The following is a 16,061-nucleotide window of genomic DNA, read 5'->3' as shown; positions in this document are numbered from 1 at the left end:
AAGCTTGCCAAAACTTAAAAAAATAGGACAAAGCCCGCTTATTCAGCCAGACCTTGTCCCCATTTCAATGAATATTTATAGGCAGTTGTCCCGCTCCTGCTTCTTGCCGGCTGCGATAGCGCATGCCTCGTCAAGCGAGACCACTTGTGACTCTCCCGACTCCCGCCATTTCAGCTCCACTTTGCCTTCCGCAGCAGCTTTCCCAACGACAATTCTTAGCGGAATGCCGATCAGATCGGAATCTTTGAATTTCACACCCGGACGCTCATCCCGGTCGTCGAGCAGCACCTCCATGCCACTCGCCGACAGCTTGGCATACAGTTGTTCAGCCGTTTCCACCTGATGCTGATCCCTCATGGACACCGGTACGATATGAACCTGGTACGGCGCTATCGCTTGCGGCCATCTGATGCCCCCGGCGTCATGATGCTGCTCCACAACAGCGGAGAGCAGGCGGGAAATTCCGATACCATAACATCCCATAATAAACGGCTGCTCTTTGCCGGCCGCATCGATGAAACGGGCGTTCAGCCTTTCACTGTATTTCGTTCCAAGCTTGAACACTTGCCCGACTTCAATGCCGCGGCGGAACACAAGCTGTCCAGTCTGGCAGCGCGGACAGCCATCGCCTTCGGCGGCATTCCGGAAGTCGCCGCGAATGCCAAGCTTGAAGTCAATGCCCGGCCGGATGCCGCTCCAGTGATAGTCCGTTTCATTCGCCCCTGTGATTCCAACCGGCATATCGGCGACAGCAGCATCAACAGCGACAGCCACAGCAATCGGCAATCCGGCTGGACCTGCAAATCCGATGGCTGCTCCTGTTGTCCTTGTCACCGTATCGGCATCAGCCAGATGGAGCTCGGTAATCGACAGTGCATACTGAAGCTTTAGCTCATTAACCTCGTGATCCCCTCTGACCAATACGGCTAGCGGAGCCCCGTCCGCCAAATAAATGATCGTCTTTATAATGTCGGCTGCACCACAGCCAAGTGCTTGAACAAGTGCATCAATGCTCCGAATGGAAGGTGTATGCAGCTTCTCCGGCTCCGTTGCCCGCATTTGCTGCTGTTGCCCGGTCCAGGCAGCTGCTTCTCGCCTGAACTCTGCTTTTTCTAAATTGGCTGCATAATCGCACTGATCGCATACAACAATCGTATCCTCCCCGATATCCGCCAAAGCCATAAATTCATGGGTGCCGCCATCACCGCCAATCGTACCCGGATCTGCTTCAACCGCACGGAATTTCAATCCGATCTGACTGAAAATCCGGCTGTAAGCATCGTACATGCGCCGATAACTGCGATCTAACCCTTCCAGATCCGCATCGAAGGAATAAGCATCCTTCATTAGAAATTCACGGCCCCGCAGCAATCCGTAGCGGGGACGCTTCTCGTCGCGGAATTTCGTCTGGATCTGATATAGCGTCACTGGCATTTGCCGGTAGGAATGCAGCTCATTCCGTATGAGCGCTGTTATGACTTCTTCATGTGTCGGCCCGAGAGCAAATTCACGTCCCTGCCGATCCTTCAGCCGGACCAGCTCCGGCCCGTATTTGTCGTAACGTCCCGATTCCTGCCACAGCTCTGCCGGCTGCATAGCAGGAAGCAGCAGCTCTTGAGCACCGGCTTGATCCATTCCTTCGCGCACGATGTGCTCCAGTTTTCTTAATATCCGCCGCCCAAGCGGCAAATACGTGTAGATGCCTGCGGCAAGCTGGCGGACAATGCCTGCTCGCAGCAGCAGCTGGTGGCTGACCGCCTCAGCATCCGCAGGCGCTTCACGCAGCGTAGGCATCCATAATTGGGATTGTTTCATGGCAAAATTCCTCCTGCTTTGGTTTAAAATAAAAAAGAGCGCATTCGTAAGGGACGAATGCGCTCGTGGTACCACCCTTATGCAGCTGTCTCCAGAACCGGACATACGACCGGGACGGGGACTGCTCTTGTTTAGGTAACGGGGCGGATCCATGTCCGTCCCGGCTCCGCCGCATTGCTGCAGCCAAGCAGCTCGCAAGGCAGGGCAACGCTCCATTCGCACATGGAAGCTTTCAGCCGGTGGCTTCCTCTCTGTGACGGACGCGAATGGAGGTTATATCCTTGGTCAACGCTGTTATCATAATGGTCGATGTGTTAAGCTTTTGACCAATTTACAGCATTAACCATATGCAAGTCAAGGAATTGTTATAAAATTCAATCTTTTATGAAATGGCCGGCATCTCTTGAATCTAGTTCGTACGATTCGGGCGAAGTACAGTTGCCCCAAACGCAGTGAGCACAAGAGCAAACAACAGCAGAATGCCAAGCTGGAGCAGCACGTCGCTGACCGTTCCGCCTGCACTTAGGCGGTCGAACGCTTGTATGGCCCATTTTTGCGGTGTGAAATTAGCCAGCTTTTGCATAAAGTCCGGCATCATCGACAACGGCCAGAAGCAGCCGCCGATCATGCATGTAGGGGTAATGAACAAATTGTTGATTTGGCCAAGCTGAACGCTATTTTTCACCAATCCGCCTATTAGCGTAGCCATACCGACAGCTGCAAACAGGAAACATTCCAGTACGAGAAACAACGGACCGAAGGGAACGCCCGACATAAATCCGAAGATGAAATGCGACATGCCGAACACGATGAGAAGCTGGAATGTACCTAGCAGCATACTGCCTGCGAAATTGCCAAAGGCGATGTCCAGCGCCCGGAGGGGGGCTGCATACATTCTCGCCATCGTCCGCTGTTCCCGGTCTTCCATCACGTAGCCGATAGAACGGCTGACAAGCAGCATAACGAACATGATCATAATGCCAATCACTTCGGGACGGGCAACAGCCTGCCCTAATCTCATCGTTTCTTCGCGGACAGAAGCTTTGCCCTCTCCTTCCTTATCGAGGATCGAGGCCAATAATGTTGCTTGCTGCTCGCCACTCGTGTTTTCAACCATCATGGCCGCTGCTGCCAGCTTCCTTGCCTCACTTTGCAGCTCCTCGGTGAGCGAGGCACTCCACAGCTGTTCGCCCATTCGATAGATGGAGGCTTGCGGTGTTTCACCGGCCAGCAGCTTCGAGGTGAAATCCACCGGAATCAGAACAGATGCATGGGCTTTCCCCGCTTGAATGGCATCCATCATCTCCTGCTCCGTGGCATTCGGCGCTTCCACAATTTCATAGCTTCCATTTTGCTGAAGTGACTTTTCCACATAGCCCCCCATCATGCCTTGATCCTGATTAGAAACTTGCACGATTGGCTTGCTGTCGGACAAGTTAGAGAATAATCCAGCGATTAAAGACAGCGCGATGGCTGGTATAAGAATATTGAGTAAAAAACCTCTTTTCGTCCCCATCGTACGGCGAATGAGGTGAAAAGCAATAACTAAGATTTTACGCATGTTTTTTCACCACCTTTGGCAGTCTAACAGCTCCAATTAATGCCAAGCAGAAGGCGATTGCAGCCAAAATTCCAATTCCGCTCCAAATCTTCGAAGGATCATTCTCGTACATAATCGTCCGAAGCACCTCGTTAGCCCAATAGTTAAGCGTATATTTGCCCGCTCCGCCAACCATCTGTTCAATATTAGGAACCATCCCTCCGCTTAGAAACGTCATCACGAATACGACGATGCCAAACAATGTTTGCAGAGATTTCGTTGAACCGACCAATGAACCCAAGGTAACGGCCAATCCCGTGCCGGCAATCGCCGTCAACAGACAGGTCAAGGCAATCCATCCTACTCGCCCGCCCCAATCGACGTCATATACGACAGCAGAAAATCCAATAATGACGATAGCTTGCAGACCAGCCAACGCCAACGCGCCGGTGAGTATGCCTGCAACCGCTTTGCGGAAAGCGCCAGGAACGGCGTAAATGCGCTGGAGTGTTCCCCGGCTCCGCTGATTCATAAGCGACAGCGTTGCGGACATGCCGCCATACAATAGAAACATAATTAGATAGGCGGCGGCGTAATATTGAACGGCCGACACCGATTTGAATACGTCTTCCTTGCCGCCCGATACGTTGCCGACACGAAAGACCGCCTCTCCCGGTCTGGCCGTTTCATCACTAGACGATGCTGCAGGCGAAGACGAGTAAGCAGCGCCCAGCGTCTCCATCGCCGCCAGCTTTAAATTGGTGTTGGACATATAGGAATCGATAACCGCTCTAGCTGCGATATTGCGCTCCTCATACCGGCCGGGATAAGCTTTCCATTCGGCACTCTGACCCATTAATATCCGGCTGGAGTAATCGGCCGGCACAACTACGCCGTAGTCCGCCGTTCCCTCTCGCACCAGATCTTTCACTTCCGTCTCCGATGCTGCGCTTAACGTTTCCATATAAGTTTGAATCGACGGATCCTTCCAGAATGATTCAATACCGGATCGCAGCTCTCCTTGATCGCTAATGTAAACCGCCACTTTAGCAGGCTTTAATTCTTGATTGAAAGCATTCCCGAGCAGAAAAATCAGCACAAGCGGAAGCCCCGTCAGCAGAAGCAGCATCGAGCGCATTTTGCTGTATTTAATGATCTCGTAATAGACCGTCGTCCACCATATCCGCATTTCGCATCCCCCTATTCGTCGCGCAGCTTGCGCCCGGTCATTTGTAAAAACAGCGTTTCGAGGTTCGGTTCGACGCGCGTTATTTTACGCAAACCAATACCGTGCTTTTGTAAAATAAAGAGTAAATCCTGCAGGACGGACGGCGAATCTTTAACGACAACTTCAATCGTTTTGTCCTCCGCTTGCTCCTCGCACCGTTTCACCGCAAGATGCTCTGTCATTTCGGAAAGCGCCTGAGCGTTTGATCGCTCGACTTCAAATACGAGCCGCTCCTCTTGACCGGACTGCTTCTTCAACTGCTCCTTCGTACCGATTGCAATTAACTTGCCTTCATCCATAATGCCGATTCTGGAGCAAAGCGCTTCGATTTCCTCCATATAGTGGCTTGTATAGATGATCGTAGAGCCTAGCCGATTGAGTTCCCTTACCGATTCCAAAATATGATTACGTGATTGCGGATCGATGCCAACCGTCGGCTCATCCATAACAATTAGCTTTGGACGGTGCATGATAGCGCAAGCAATGTTAAGACGCCGTTTCATGCCGCCCGAGAACGTGGAGGGCAAATCCTTAGCCCGCTCCAGCAGCCCGACAAAGCGCAGCGCCTCGTCGACCCGTTCCTTCAGCAGCTTGCCGGACAGGCCATACAGTCTGGCGAAAAAGGTAACGTTGTCTCTCGCCGACAAACCTTCGTAGATCGCCAGCTCTTGCGGTACGATTCCGATTCTCTTCTTTACTTCAAGCGGCTGTTTGCGAATCGAAAATCCGTCTACTGTAATATCGCCGCCGTTCATCTCCAGCAGACCAGCAAGCATTTCAATCGTCGTGCTCTTACCCGCTCCGTTCGGGCCAAGCAATCCGAACACTTCGCCTTCGGCGATATCGAACGTCAGGTGGTTGACAGTCAGCGTCGTATCGTATTTTTTCACTACATCGCGGAACTTCACAAAATTCATATTATCTTCATCCTTCCGGTTGCTTCATTTGTTATCATTGTATAAGGTAAAGCTTCGCAATACAGGTCTACAAAGTCATCTTCTGCAGATGACAAAAGTCACCTTGGCTTACTCCGGCAATCGGTTAATGCTATAATGCAACCATAAGCGGGCTTGCCGGCATGCACCGGAATGCCGCAAAGAACCAGTACCAGGGAGCCTTGTCGCTATGATGAATCTGCTGCACCGAATTCGAAGCCTGCTCGTTGCTGTTCCTGCGATCGTCACAATTCTCAGCATCGGTCCGGGCGACTATATCGGCTACACGGCTTATATGCTGATCGCCTTGCTCATCGTCCGTGCAGGAAAATTGTTTCCGGGAATAGCCTTGCCGCTGCTGCTGGCAGAGCTGTTCTACTTCAGCTGGCTGGCGAGCACGTATCACGGCATTCTGTTTCTGCTCCCTTTCGCAACGCTAATCGGAGCGTTTGCAGCCAAACCGCCAGCAGGGATTGCTTTTGCTTGGACGATCGGCGGCGGAGTGCTGCTTGCCGTGCCGCTGCAGTCTGAGGAACCCCAAGTCATAATTGCAATATTATTGCTCTGGCTCATGACGGCAGGCATACTTGCAATCGGTAATGCCAACGCCGCCAAGCAGCACCAGACGGAGCATTTGTATGATGCGCTTGCCTTAAGCCATGAAGAGCTGGAAGCGGCCAGGCGGCGCTTGATCGACTATGCTTCCCAGATCGAGCAATATGCTCAATTAGAAGAACGAAACCGGATTGCAAAGGATATCCATGATGACCTCGGCCACCGGCTTATTCGCGTCAAAATGATGTCCGAAGCCGCGATGCAGCTATTTGACGCCGACCCGCCTCGTGCACAAACGATGATCGGACAAATTCGCGACCAGCTGCAGGACAGCATGGAACGCATGCGCCGCACCGTGCGCAGACTGGCTGCGCCCGAGGATAACGATGCCCGGCGATACGCGCTTGACCGGCTTGTCGCCGATTCCGGCGAAGCATTGGGGATAGAAGTAGGCTTTACGGTACAAGGCGATATGCAGCCGATCTATCCCAGCATCGAACTGATTCTGTTTTTGAATGCACAGGAGGCCATTACGAATGCGGTACGGCATGGCGGAGCGACGGTCGTTGAAGTTGCTCTGCATTTCCTCGGGAAAAGCGTTGCGCTGACGATAGCCAACAATGGGGCTTTGCCGAGGGAGCCGGTAGCGGCCGGACTGGGCATCAGAGGGATGAAGGAGAGAATCGCTTTGATCGGAGGCCGTCTGGAATGGCGTACGGAGAAGCGATTTGAGATTACGACGATTATTCCGTTGACCGGTGATGCCGCCCGGCGTGCCGAGACTGCGCAGGAGAGGAATATGCAGCCATGATTAAAGTACTGATCGTCGACGACGATCCTTTTATCCGGGAAAGCATGATGCTTATTCTCGGTTTAGATCCGGAGCTTGAGGTAGCCGGAACTTGCGGCAACGGTCGTGAGGCAGCCGAATTTGCGGCAAATACGCCGGTAGACGTCGTTCTGATGGACATACGGATGCCGGAATGCGACGGCGTAGAGGGCACCAAGCTGCTGCAAGCGCTCGACCAGCCGCCTTGCGTGCTTATTCTCACTACCTTCGACGATGACGAATACATCGCGCAAGCGATACGCAACGGAGCTAATGGCTACTTGCTCAAAAATGTCTCGCCGAGCCGAATCATCGCGGGCATCAAAACCGTTCATGACGGATCGCTGCTCATCCATCCGGCTATTGCCCGCAAGCTGGCCGGCATGCTGGACCGCCAGCCTCCTCCGTCCGCAGAGCTTGCGCTGGCACCAGCGGATTCATCCAGTAAGCTGGACGCCTACGGCCTGACAGCTACAGAGCAGCAGATCGTCCGCCATATTGCGGACGGGCTGTCCAATAAGGAGATCGCTGCTGCGTTATTTTTCAGTGAAGGCACGGTAAAAAACTATATATCGGAAATATTGGGGAAGCTGGAGCTTCGGGACCGTACGCAAATCGCAATTTTCTATTTAAAACTTCCGGGCTAAACGCCCGTTCATAAGGAGATGGACTTGATGACTGCACCAACGACTGCTGCCACTGCCGCTGAGGCGTTTCACGGCTTCGAGCAAGCCGATTTCGAAGTCTTTCACATAGAAGGACTAGAAGAAAGAATGGCTGCTATTCAGGACAGAATCCGGCCAAAATTCCAAATCATCGGCGAAGGGCTGACACAGGAGCTTGCGCTGCATGCGGGCAACGAGATGTTTTTACATATTGCCAAGCATGCCCGCCGCACCGTTAATCCGCCTAAGGATACGTGGATGTCGATCTGTGACAATAAGCGCGGCTACAAAGCGCATCCGCATTTCCAGCTTGGCTTGTTCGACGATCATCTGTTTCTATGGCTAGCCTTGATCTATGAAGTGCCGAACAAGAAAAACATCGCCTCTGCCTATCTGAATCAGCTTGATGATGTCATTGCCGCTGTACCTGAGAGCTTCGAAATTTCCCTTGATCATATGAAAAAGGAATCGACTCCGGTAGCAAGCATGTCCAGAGACGATTGGAGCAAAGCGCTCGTTCGCTTCCGTGACGTCCAAAAAGCGGAGCTGCTTATTGGCCGCCATATACCTGTCGGCGACCCGCTGCTGAGCGACGGCAAAGCGCTATTGCAGATTGCATCCGAAACGTTCGAGACGTTAATGCCGCTGTACCGGCTGGCGCGTTCTTAATTGGCGAGTTCAAATAAAGAAGCTGTTCCAAGGCATCATTGCCATGGAACAGCTTCTTTATTATTCACTTCAATTTAATGTACCGATTGAGGAGTCGGTGACTGCTGAACAACGCGGCGCTGCTTTTGCGACGCCCAGAAGAACAGCAGCTCATAGATAAATGGGACGATGACGATGGTCAGCAGCGTCGCAGCCGTCCAAATCGGCAAAATCACTCATTATTATATACATTGGGAGTTCAATAAAATCAACAGTTTCAGTCCGATCGTATCCTCTTATCTATGATTCAAGCCATCACTTTCAATCCTATCATAAAATACTTATAAATCCCGCTATAGCCAAATGGCCAAAGCCGATATAATCTTTCTCTAAATTACTGGAGGTAGTTCTCCGTACTCAGCCCACTGCTCTTTAGTCGGGCCGTAAAGCTCCGGCACACGAAGGCCTGCCTGACGCATCAGGACTGTCATCTGACCACGATGGTGAATCTCATGCTTTACGAGAATATCCAGCATTAAGCCGTTTGGCCATTGATCACCATACATATCGCTCATGATAAGCAGATTCTCATCTTTCCAACTAGACTGTATAGCAGCAAGGAGCGCTTGTGAGGTCCTCTTATAGACTGACGCGATATTTGCTGCCGAAGCTGGCACCGGCATATCTTCACCCGGTCCTTCGAAAGACAGTCCCGTCCGAGATGGCATTTCGTGCAACGTTTGTACAAGGTGCCATGCAACACGTCCAAGCGTCCTATGATCGCTTGTTACCTGTTGGCCAAGAGACTCGTCGGTCAGCATCTCCAGTGTCCGCATAGTTGCTTCCGTTTCATACTGCCAAGTTGCGGCAAAATCTTTAATGTGTTTATACAAATTCAACAGCTCCTTTTTGTAATGAATTTAAGTTTATTGCACCGAACACTAGTTCCTAAGTGGATATTTACATTTACTTAAATTACTCCGTTAACCAAACGAAGCTGCCGAAAATCATTGCGCTAACCCCGAAATGTAATTAACTGACTGGAAATATCAGTCCACAGACTCTGTCGAAATCGTCTCGCAGCCGTTGAATAATGCAAAATTTTGTAAACAATTGTTCAAGGCTGTTCGCAATTGTTTTGTTGACTCTATGCCGTTCTCGTACCAGATGTTTTTAACAAAGAGCGTCCTGGTTTTTCGCTCCGCGATGACCTCGGCTCGTCCGATGAGGCTTTCTCCGTATAATAGAGGCAGTACATAATAGCCGAATTTCCGTTTGATAGCGGGTGTGTAAATCTCCCAGGTGTAATCGAAGCCAAATAATTCGTTGATCAGCTTTCTGTCCCATATCAAATTGTCCAGCGGGGCAATCAGCTCGCAGCGAAATTTCGGCTCCGGATTTTGCAGGACGGCTTCAATAAGCGGCAAGTCCTCCGCGCGGCAGTACAGCGTATGCTTCAATTGCTCTGCGGCAATAGCAACAATGCGAGCTTCGTCCAACAACTGGCGGAAAGCCTCATTGCGCTGCTCCGCTTTCATTCCCCATATGTTTAGCCAAGCATCAGATGCGCGATTCCATAAAAGGCCAACAGCGCCGATCCGGCGCAGTACACGCCACTTGTGATGCTCAAGCTCGCCCTTCAGCGGCTCCGATGTATTCAGCAGATTTGGCTGTATGTGCTTCCCGGCAAGATCGTAATATTTACGTGTCCTTTTTTGTGATGGATAATCAACTCGCCTGTCGAGTACATCTGTTCCAGCACCGACCGGGATGGATTGTTTCCGCTGCTCCAGTGGATGGCCGATTGCCACGAGAAATTCCCATCCAATTTTAGATCATCCGAACTTAGCACACCGTGATTTTGGATGTGAACCCGCACTTGCTCTGTTAACACTTCCATTTCGGGATAGCGCTTGGCATGTTGCCTTGCAGCCTGCCTATACCGCTCAAAATACGGCCAGTCCTCGACAGAGGTAATAGCCAGATTCTTGTCGGGATAATCGATCAGGAATCTATCTTTATACAGCAACTCGTTGAGCATGTTCTTGGTAAATCCCTTGATTCGCGACTGTAGCACCAATTCGGCGTTTTTTCCGCAAACATCAATGGGATCGTATTGAATACAGCCGACCTGCCGCACAAAATCCAATACTCCCTGCTTTCCAGCAAATTGATATTCACCTAACAGCCCGTGCTTCAATAACAGAAATTGCCGTGCCTGGCGGTTCGTCAATTGGATCATGTACGTATCGACTCCTTAACGAAACAAACGGGAGCCGCTTGCACATGATGATGGATGGCGAGGTTGCTTATCTCAATAAAGTTATTATTTGCTTCTTGCCATAATGGCGGTATCCATTTGTGAGCTTCATTAGCAACCCTCTTTCCTAATGCCGGAAATTGCTCTTTTTCAACGATTTCAACCACGCCTATCCCCCTATTCGTGGATAATACAAAAAACAAACATACGTTCCCATTAATCTTACCATTGTCTAGAGAATAAAAACAAGCGATATTGAAAAATAACCGCTCGCTAGTGTAGCCTTCCGCGCTTGAACCTCACTACAAATTCATGTACACATACAACGGCGCTACTGGACGTGTCCGCTCTCAAAAAACACCGGCGGCTATTCCTCTTGTCTTAAAACCATGAACCCTAGATGAATTTCTATAATGAAAAAGAACCAATTCCACTTGGAATTGGTTCTTTTTCATCATTATCAGACTATTATGTGCTGCTCGTCTCCGAGCTAGGCCGCAGTCGGCTGTCCAGCTTGCGGAACTGAACAAGCAGCAACAGCGCAGCCAGACAGAGCACACCGCCGGATACGTATGGAAGGTTATCGCCGACCGTAAATAGAAACGTTCCAAACAACGGTCCAACGATACGGCCAAGGCTGTCCATTGATGAGCTTAAGCCCGAGGCTACCCCTTGACCAACAGTCGTTTTCTGTGTAATAAGCGAGGTTACGCATGGACGGATCAACGCATTGCCGATGCCGAATACAGCCAGCGATACAGTTGCCCACCAGAGCGAATGCGCGCCTAGCAGCATGAAAAAGCCGATTGCCGAAATGACGAGTCCGATACCGATATACTTCGGCTCGTCTCCCTTCTTGATACGGCGCCGCACGAAGCCGCCCTGCACGAGCGCCCCGACAAAACCGCATACAAAAAACAACACGCCAACCTGAAGCGGCGTCACGTCAAACCGTTTCATCCCGAAGATTTGCAGCGTGGCCTCCAGGCCTGCAAGTGTAAAGGTCACGAAAAAAGCCAGCACATACAAATACTTCAACGAACCTGTAAAAGCGCTCCAACGCGACACGCGAGGCTCGGATGCCGATCTGCGCTGCTCAGGAGCAAGCGATTCCTTCAGTTTCAAGTAAGCCAATACAAACGTAAAGAGCGCTAGGCCGGATGCGACATAAAAAGGCATTTCCAGCGAAATGATGCTTAGGAATCCGCCAAAAGCAGGGCCGAATGTAAAGCCAGCGCCGATAGACATGCCAACAAGAGCCATCCCTTTAGTCCGGTGCTCCTTAGGTGTAATATCCGCAACATAAGCAACGATTACGGAAGTGACAGCACCAGAGAACAGGCCGCCAAGCACGCGGGATATATACATGAGCGGCAAGTTGCCCGATGCCAGTCCAAACAGGACGAAGCTAACCGCAAAACCGACAACGCCAGTCAGGATGATCGGACGTCTGCCGATCCGGTCGGACAAGCCTCCCCAATAAGGAGATAGCACAAATGATACGAGAGAATACACAGCAAGCATATAGCCGGTATGCTTCTCAAAGCCTTGATGGGCAGTTTCCTTGATAATTTCGGGCATAACGGGAATGATGATCCCGAATCCGAGGAAAGTTGTCATTAGAATAGCCATTACAATTAATAGTCGTTTGTCTCGCATAGCCGATTCGCCTCCATTCGCTATCGTACCATAACGCGCTGCCGCTTAGTTATGAACAAATGAAGAACAAATAACACGATCATAACGATGCCGCTCAACTGAAAAGGCATGTGCGGGCCAAAGCTGTCCCACAGCCTGCCGGACATAATGGAGCCCAGCACCATGCCCGTTCCTTCAATCGTCAGAAAAAATCCCCATACCGCACCGCGCTCCGTCTTCGGAATTTGCTCAGCGATAAATGCGTTCCACGCCGGTATAATGCAAGCGTAACCGATGCCTATGATAGCCACAATGACGAGAACCGCCGGGAGATATCTGGTCATCCCAAGCAGCGGCAATGACACTGCAGCGAGCAGAAAGCCAATATGCAGCAGCCAGCGCGTACCCCAGCGGTCAACAGCTTTGCCGACGGGAATGAGCCCCAGCGCCGTAACAGCCCCTCCAGCCACCAGAAAGTAGCTGTATTGCTGGGGAGTGAGATGAAGCACCGTTCGCGCATAAAGCGACAGAATCGGCGTCAGCAGCCCTAGGGCGAAGTTTTGCGCGAACATAGCCGGATATAGCAGTCTGCTAACGTGCAGGGAATCACGAAGTTTATTCATATATTCCACAGCTCTAATGTGTATCGGCTTAGCAGCCGTCAGATTCTGTCCAGCGCTGCCTTCCCCTGACGCATCTGCCGACGCCGATTCCATCGCCTTCGATTGTTTCCTGCCTGGAAGCAGCAGCGTAACAATAACTGCAATCGTCATAGCTCCGATTAAAATCTGGAAAGCGCGTGTATACGTATGCGCAATGAAAAAATTAATTACGATCGGCCCGCTTCCGATTCCAATCAGCCAGGACATATAGACAACGCTCATGACCGTACCGCTCGATTCCCCGCCCGCTGTTGCTCCAGTAATGACGCAAGGCCATAACGGCGAAGTACCGACGCCAAGCAGCAGGCAGGCAAAGATAAGCCAGCCGACGTGATGCATAAAAGTGACAATCAGCACGGCGGCAAAGGTCAGGATGATGCCGAACAGCATCGTCTGCCGGTAACCAACCCGTTCGATCAACCAGCCCAGCGGACTGCGGAACGCATTGTCTCCTATATATAGAAGCGCGAGCGACCAGCCTATCGCATAAGCTGACAGGCCAAGCACCGTACCCATGTAAACGGGCAGTATGGATACGATCAATGCCCCTTTTACAAATTCTACAAGCAGCATAATAATGAGCAGTTGAATAACAAACGGCGAGCTCCACACTGGGCTTTTGCGCCTTGCCGGCGCTTCGATTTGGTTCATAGCTTGTACACTCCGATTCTATAATCTAAAAATGCTGCTTGCATTCCGACTTGTTTTTGCTATACTCAATTTTGTTTGCACTTTTTGACGATACCGAAAGGCAGGGATTACAGCGATGGACCATAACCAAACCCCGCTCTTCAGCGCACTCCGCCGCCATGCGGAGCAGAACCCGGTACAGTTTCATATTCCGGGACATAAGAAAGGCCTAGGCAGCGATCCCGAATTTCGAGAGTTTATCGGCGACAACGCGTTGTCGATCGACTTGATCAATATAGCCCCGCTGGATGATTTGCATCAACCGACCGGCGTTATTGAAGAAGCCCAAAAGCTCGCAGCCGATGCTTTCGGCGCTGATTACACTTATTTTTCCGTACAAGGAACAAGCGGTGCCATTATTACGATGATTATGACAGTTTGCGCGCCGGGCGATAAAATTATCGTGCCGCGCAACGTGCATAAATCGATTATGGCTGCTATTATTTTCGCCGGGGCACGCCCTGTCTTCATTAGTCCTGCCCGCGATGCCAATCTGGGCATCGACCACGGCATTACGACGCGCTCCGTCAAACGTGCGCTGGACAAGCATCCCGATGCTAAAGCTGTGCTGGTTATCAACCCGACTTACTTCGGCATTTGCGCTAACTTGAAAGAAATCGTAGATCTCGTTCACGGCTACGACATTCCAGTACTCGTCGATGAAGCACATGGTGTGCTCATTCACTTTCATGAGAAGCTGCCAATGTCCGCAATGGAAGCGGGCGCCGATATGGCTGCAACCAGTGTTCATAAGCTTGGCGGCTCCATGACGCAAAGCTCTGTGCTGAATGTACGCAAAGGCCGCGTCAATCCGCATCGTATTCAGACCATTATCAGCATGCTGACAACAACATCAACTTCATACCTGCTTCTTGCGTCCCTTGATACATCACGGCGCAATCTCGCCATCAACGGTCATGATATTGCTGAAAAAGCGATTAATCTGGCCCAATATGCGCGCGAGCAGATTAATATGATCCCCGGCTTGCATTGCTTCGGGGAGGAAATACTAGGCGACGAAGCCACTTATGACTTTGACCCTACGAAAGTGTCCATTCATATCCGCCATCTTGGCCTGACAGGCTACGAGACGGAAAACTGGCTGCGTGAGCATTATAACCTTGAGATCGAAATGAGCGACATGTATAACATTCTTTGCCTAGTTACCCCTGGAGATACGTCTGATTCTGTCGATAAATTGATTGAATCGCTAAAAGGCTTGTCCGCAGCGTTCCACGAAGGCGCTGAAGCGCGTGAGCTGGTCGTTAAAATTCCGGACATTCCGCAGCTTTCACTGACGCCGCGTGACGCTTTTTACGGGGAAACTGAGGTTGTTCCGTTCAAGGAATCGGCTGGACGTATTATTGCCGAGTTTATCTATGTGTACCCGCCGGGCATTCCGATTCTTCTGCCGGGAGAGGTCATTTCCCAAAACAACATCGACTATATCATCGATCATGTAGAGGTTGGCTTGCCGGTTAAGGGTCCAGAGGACCGCAGCATTCAATTTGTGAAAGTAATTGTGGAGGAAAACGCAATTTTCTAGTTCTACTCTGCGAAAAGAAACGCCGGTTATGCAGCCTGATCTACCAAGGCAGCGTAACCGGCGTTTGCCGTTGGCTCGACACCGGACCAGATGTACCTCCTCAACAAACAAAATGTATTTTTGCATTGCTGTTCCACTTATTGTAAAAGGAAGCTGCCGCATGCTATGATGGGCGTGGAGGTGGGACGCATGGGTCAAAGCGCTTACATTAAACTGGTGCAAGGCTCCGCCGAAGGTGAACTGTCGCTTGCTCAATTAAAGGAGAAGCTGCTTCATTACCGTGATCAGACGGCTCTGACCGGCCAGCAGCTCGATTGGGATTATGCAGGAGCAGCCTTTCCTTATACGATTGAGACGAAGCAGGACGACCGGTGGTTTTATTTGAAAGGCACTCATCCCTCTTACAAATACATTATTTTTGGGACAGACGAAGCTGGCACAACGATTCAAGCTGTGCTGCCCGAGCAATCCACTCATGGAGACAAGGCCAAGGCTAACGAGCTATGCAAATATTTAGCAAAGCAGCTGCAAGCGGAGCTTCAGCTCTTCAATGGACGGACGATTTACTATAATCCCCGGAAATGAACGACATAAAAAAAGGGCGTCCCTAAGTCAGTTTAGGACAGCCCTTTCTCTTTTTGACCCTGTAAACTATTGAATTTCTCCCGATTAACCTTGGGATTCATTCTCCACGCGAGCAATTTCTTCATAAATCGCCGTTACGCGATCCCACTCTGCATCATCTTCGATGCCAACCAGGAAAGTCTCTTCATTCTCTTCTTCAAAACGGAAAATAACACCGTCCGCTTCCGGATCATTGCGATCCAGCAATACGGCATAAGCTTTATCTTCCGATTCAAACGTATAGACCATAACCATTTCACGTTCTTGGCCTTCGTCGTCTGTTACTATGAACACATGCTCTTCGTGATCATGATCGTGATCGTGGTCATGTCCGCAGCCGCAGTTGTCTCCATGCTGATGCTCGCTCATTGCAGAATACCCCATTTCAATTATATATACATACTCTCGTATCGTACCATGAGACAG

Annotated in this window: 15 protein-coding genes and 1 pseudogene; 5 read left to right on the top strand and 11 right to left on the bottom strand. The window is 50.8% G+C overall.

All coding sequences use genetic code 11. The features are described 5' to 3' along the window. Positions 1-75 precede the first annotated feature (75 nt). The 4 genes from TY10_RS01870 to TY10_RS01855 form a co-directional block, all read right to left on the bottom strand. Positions 76-1,815, bottom strand: a complete 1,740-nt coding sequence (locus TY10_RS01870; RefSeq protein ID WP_042160001.1) for a proline--tRNA ligase — start codon at positions 1,813-1,815, stop codon at positions 76-78. Between the two features lie 409 nt (positions 1,816-2,224). Continuing rightward, positions 2,225-3,376 (bottom strand): ABC transporter permease, encoded by a 1,152-nt coding sequence (locus TY10_RS01865; RefSeq protein WP_042159999.1) that lies wholly within the window; start codon positions 3,374-3,376, stop codon positions 2,225-2,227. Further along, positions 3,369-4,544, bottom strand: a complete 1,176-nt coding sequence (locus TY10_RS01860) for an ABC transporter permease (protein WP_042159997.1) — start codon at positions 4,542-4,544, stop codon at positions 3,369-3,371. Before TY10_RS01860 ends, TY10_RS01865 begins: the two co-directional genes overlap by 8 nt. Before the next feature lie 11 nt (positions 4,545-4,555). After that, on the bottom strand, positions 4,556-5,500 hold the full coding sequence (locus tag TY10_RS01855; protein ID WP_042159995.1) for an ABC transporter ATP-binding protein: 945 nt from the start codon (positions 5,498-5,500) through the stop codon (positions 4,556-4,558). Between the two features lie 208 nt (positions 5,501-5,708). On the opposite strand from TY10_RS01855, the gene TY10_RS28565 reads away from it, so the two are divergent. From TY10_RS28565 to TY10_RS01840, 3 genes are read left to right on the top strand one after another with little or no spacing between them, the layout of a single operon-like run. Further along, positions 5,709-6,884, top strand: a complete 1,176-nt coding sequence (locus TY10_RS28565; RefSeq protein ID WP_052350296.1) for a sensor histidine kinase — start codon at positions 5,709-5,711, stop codon at positions 6,882-6,884. Further along, positions 6,881-7,549 carry a response regulator gene (locus TY10_RS01845; protein ID WP_042159993.1) on the top strand — a complete coding sequence of 223 codons (669 nt, stop codon included), beginning with the start codon at positions 6,881-6,883 and terminating at the stop codon, positions 7,547-7,549. Before TY10_RS28565 ends, TY10_RS01845 begins: the two co-directional genes overlap by 4 nt. A 27-nt stretch (positions 7,550-7,576) precedes the next feature. Continuing rightward, positions 7,577-8,236 carry a DUF1054 domain-containing protein gene (locus TY10_RS01840; RefSeq protein ID WP_042159990.1) on the top strand — a complete coding sequence of 220 codons (660 nt, stop codon included), beginning with the start codon at positions 7,577-7,579 and terminating at the stop codon, positions 8,234-8,236. A gap of 74 nt (positions 8,237-8,310) precedes the next feature. Here the strand turns inward: TY10_RS01840 and TY10_RS31960 are convergent, their stop codons facing one another. From TY10_RS31960 to TY10_RS01815, 6 genes and pseudogenes are all read right to left on the bottom strand, one after another. Then, complete coding sequence (locus tag TY10_RS31960) at positions 8,311-8,445, bottom strand: hypothetical protein (protein ID WP_272945258.1); 135 nt, start codon at positions 8,443-8,445, stop codon at positions 8,311-8,313. A 159-nt stretch (positions 8,446-8,604) separates the two neighbouring features. Then, positions 8,605-9,108, bottom strand: a complete 504-nt coding sequence (locus TY10_RS01835) for a DinB family protein (protein WP_042159988.1) — start codon at positions 9,106-9,108, stop codon at positions 8,605-8,607. A 156-nt stretch (positions 9,109-9,264) separates the two neighbouring features. After that, positions 9,265-10,355 (bottom strand): annotated as a pseudogene (locus TY10_RS01830) (winged helix-turn-helix domain-containing protein). 98 nt (positions 10,356-10,453) lie between these two features. Further along, the gene (locus tag TY10_RS01825) at positions 10,454-10,642 is read right to left on the bottom strand and encodes a hypothetical protein (protein ID WP_042159986.1); all 189 of its coding nucleotides are present in this window, start codon (positions 10,640-10,642) and stop codon (positions 10,454-10,456) included. 301 nt (positions 10,643-10,943) lie between these two features. Beyond that, positions 10,944-12,134: a tetracycline resistance MFS efflux pump gene (locus tag TY10_RS01820; protein WP_042159984.1), complete on the bottom strand. Its 1,191-nt coding sequence runs from the start codon at positions 12,132-12,134 to the stop codon at positions 10,944-10,946. Between the two features lie 20 nt (positions 12,135-12,154). Continuing rightward, positions 12,155-13,426, bottom strand: coding sequence for an MFS transporter (locus TY10_RS01815; RefSeq protein WP_042159983.1), 1,272 nt, complete (start codon positions 13,424-13,426; stop codon positions 12,155-12,157). A gap of 115 nt (positions 13,427-13,541) precedes the next feature. Here TY10_RS01815 and TY10_RS01810 point away from each other — a divergent pair, with 115 nt between their 5' ends. Beyond that, positions 13,542-15,011 (top strand): aminotransferase class I/II-fold pyridoxal phosphate-dependent enzyme, encoded by a 1,470-nt coding sequence (locus TY10_RS01810; RefSeq protein WP_042159980.1) that lies wholly within the window; start codon positions 13,542-13,544, stop codon positions 15,009-15,011. A gap of 189 nt (positions 15,012-15,200) precedes the next feature. Then, positions 15,201-15,596 (top strand): DUF1885 family protein, encoded by a 396-nt coding sequence (locus TY10_RS01805; protein WP_042159979.1) that lies wholly within the window; start codon positions 15,201-15,203, stop codon positions 15,594-15,596. Positions 15,597-15,680: 84 nt separating this feature from the next. On the opposite strand, the gene TY10_RS01800 is transcribed toward TY10_RS01805, so the two are convergent. Further along, positions 15,681-16,004, bottom strand: a complete 324-nt coding sequence (locus TY10_RS01800; RefSeq protein ID WP_042159976.1) for a DUF1292 domain-containing protein — start codon at positions 16,002-16,004, stop codon at positions 15,681-15,683. Positions 16,005-16,061 lie beyond the last annotated feature (57 nt).

Source organism: Paenibacillus gorillae (assembly GCF_000513275.1).
GTDB classification, from domain to species: Bacteria; Bacillota; Bacilli; order Paenibacillales; family Paenibacillaceae; genus Pristimantibacillus; species Pristimantibacillus gorillae.
The sequence above is the reverse complement of the archived record's forward strand: the minus strand, read 5'-3'. Positions and strand labels throughout refer to the sequence as shown.

Bases quoted from the DNA above. Each gene is read 5' to 3' on its own strand.
- TY10_RS01870 (WP_042160001.1), bottom strand. From the start codon at position 1,815: ATGAAACAATCCCAATTATGGATGCCTACGCTGCGTGAAGCGCCTGCG.
- TY10_RS01865 (WP_042159999.1), bottom strand. From the start codon at position 3,376: ATGCGTAAAATCTTAGTTATTGCTTTTCACCTCATTCGCCGTACGATG.
- TY10_RS01860 (WP_042159997.1), bottom strand. From the start codon at position 4,544: ATGCGGATATGGTGGACGACGGTCTATTACGAGATCATTAAATACAGC.
- TY10_RS01855 (WP_042159995.1), bottom strand. From the start codon at position 5,500: ATGAATTTTGTGAAGTTCCGCGATGTAGTGAAAAAATACGATACGACG.
- TY10_RS28565 (WP_052350296.1), top strand. From the start codon at position 5,709: ATGATGAATCTGCTGCACCGAATTCGAAGCCTGCTCGTTGCTGTTCCT.
- TY10_RS01845 (WP_042159993.1), top strand. From the start codon at position 6,881: ATGATTAAAGTACTGATCGTCGACGACGATCCTTTTATCCGGGAAAGC.
- TY10_RS01840 (WP_042159990.1), top strand. From the start codon at position 7,577: ATGACTGCACCAACGACTGCTGCCACTGCCGCTGAGGCGTTTCACGGC.
- TY10_RS01820 (WP_042159984.1), bottom strand. From the start codon at position 12,134: ATGCGAGACAAACGACTATTAATTGTAATGGCTATTCTAATGACAACT.
- TY10_RS01815 (WP_042159983.1), bottom strand. From the start codon at position 13,426: ATGAACCAAATCGAAGCGCCGGCAAGGCGCAAAAGCCCAGTGTGGAGC.
- TY10_RS01810 (WP_042159980.1), top strand. From the start codon at position 13,542: ATGGACCATAACCAAACCCCGCTCTTCAGCGCACTCCGCCGCCATGCG.
- TY10_RS01805 (WP_042159979.1), top strand. From the start codon at position 15,201: ATGGGTCAAAGCGCTTACATTAAACTGGTGCAAGGCTCCGCCGAAGGT.
- TY10_RS01800 (WP_042159976.1), bottom strand. From the start codon at position 16,004: ATGAGCGAGCATCAGCATGGAGACAACTGCGGCTGCGGACATGACCAC.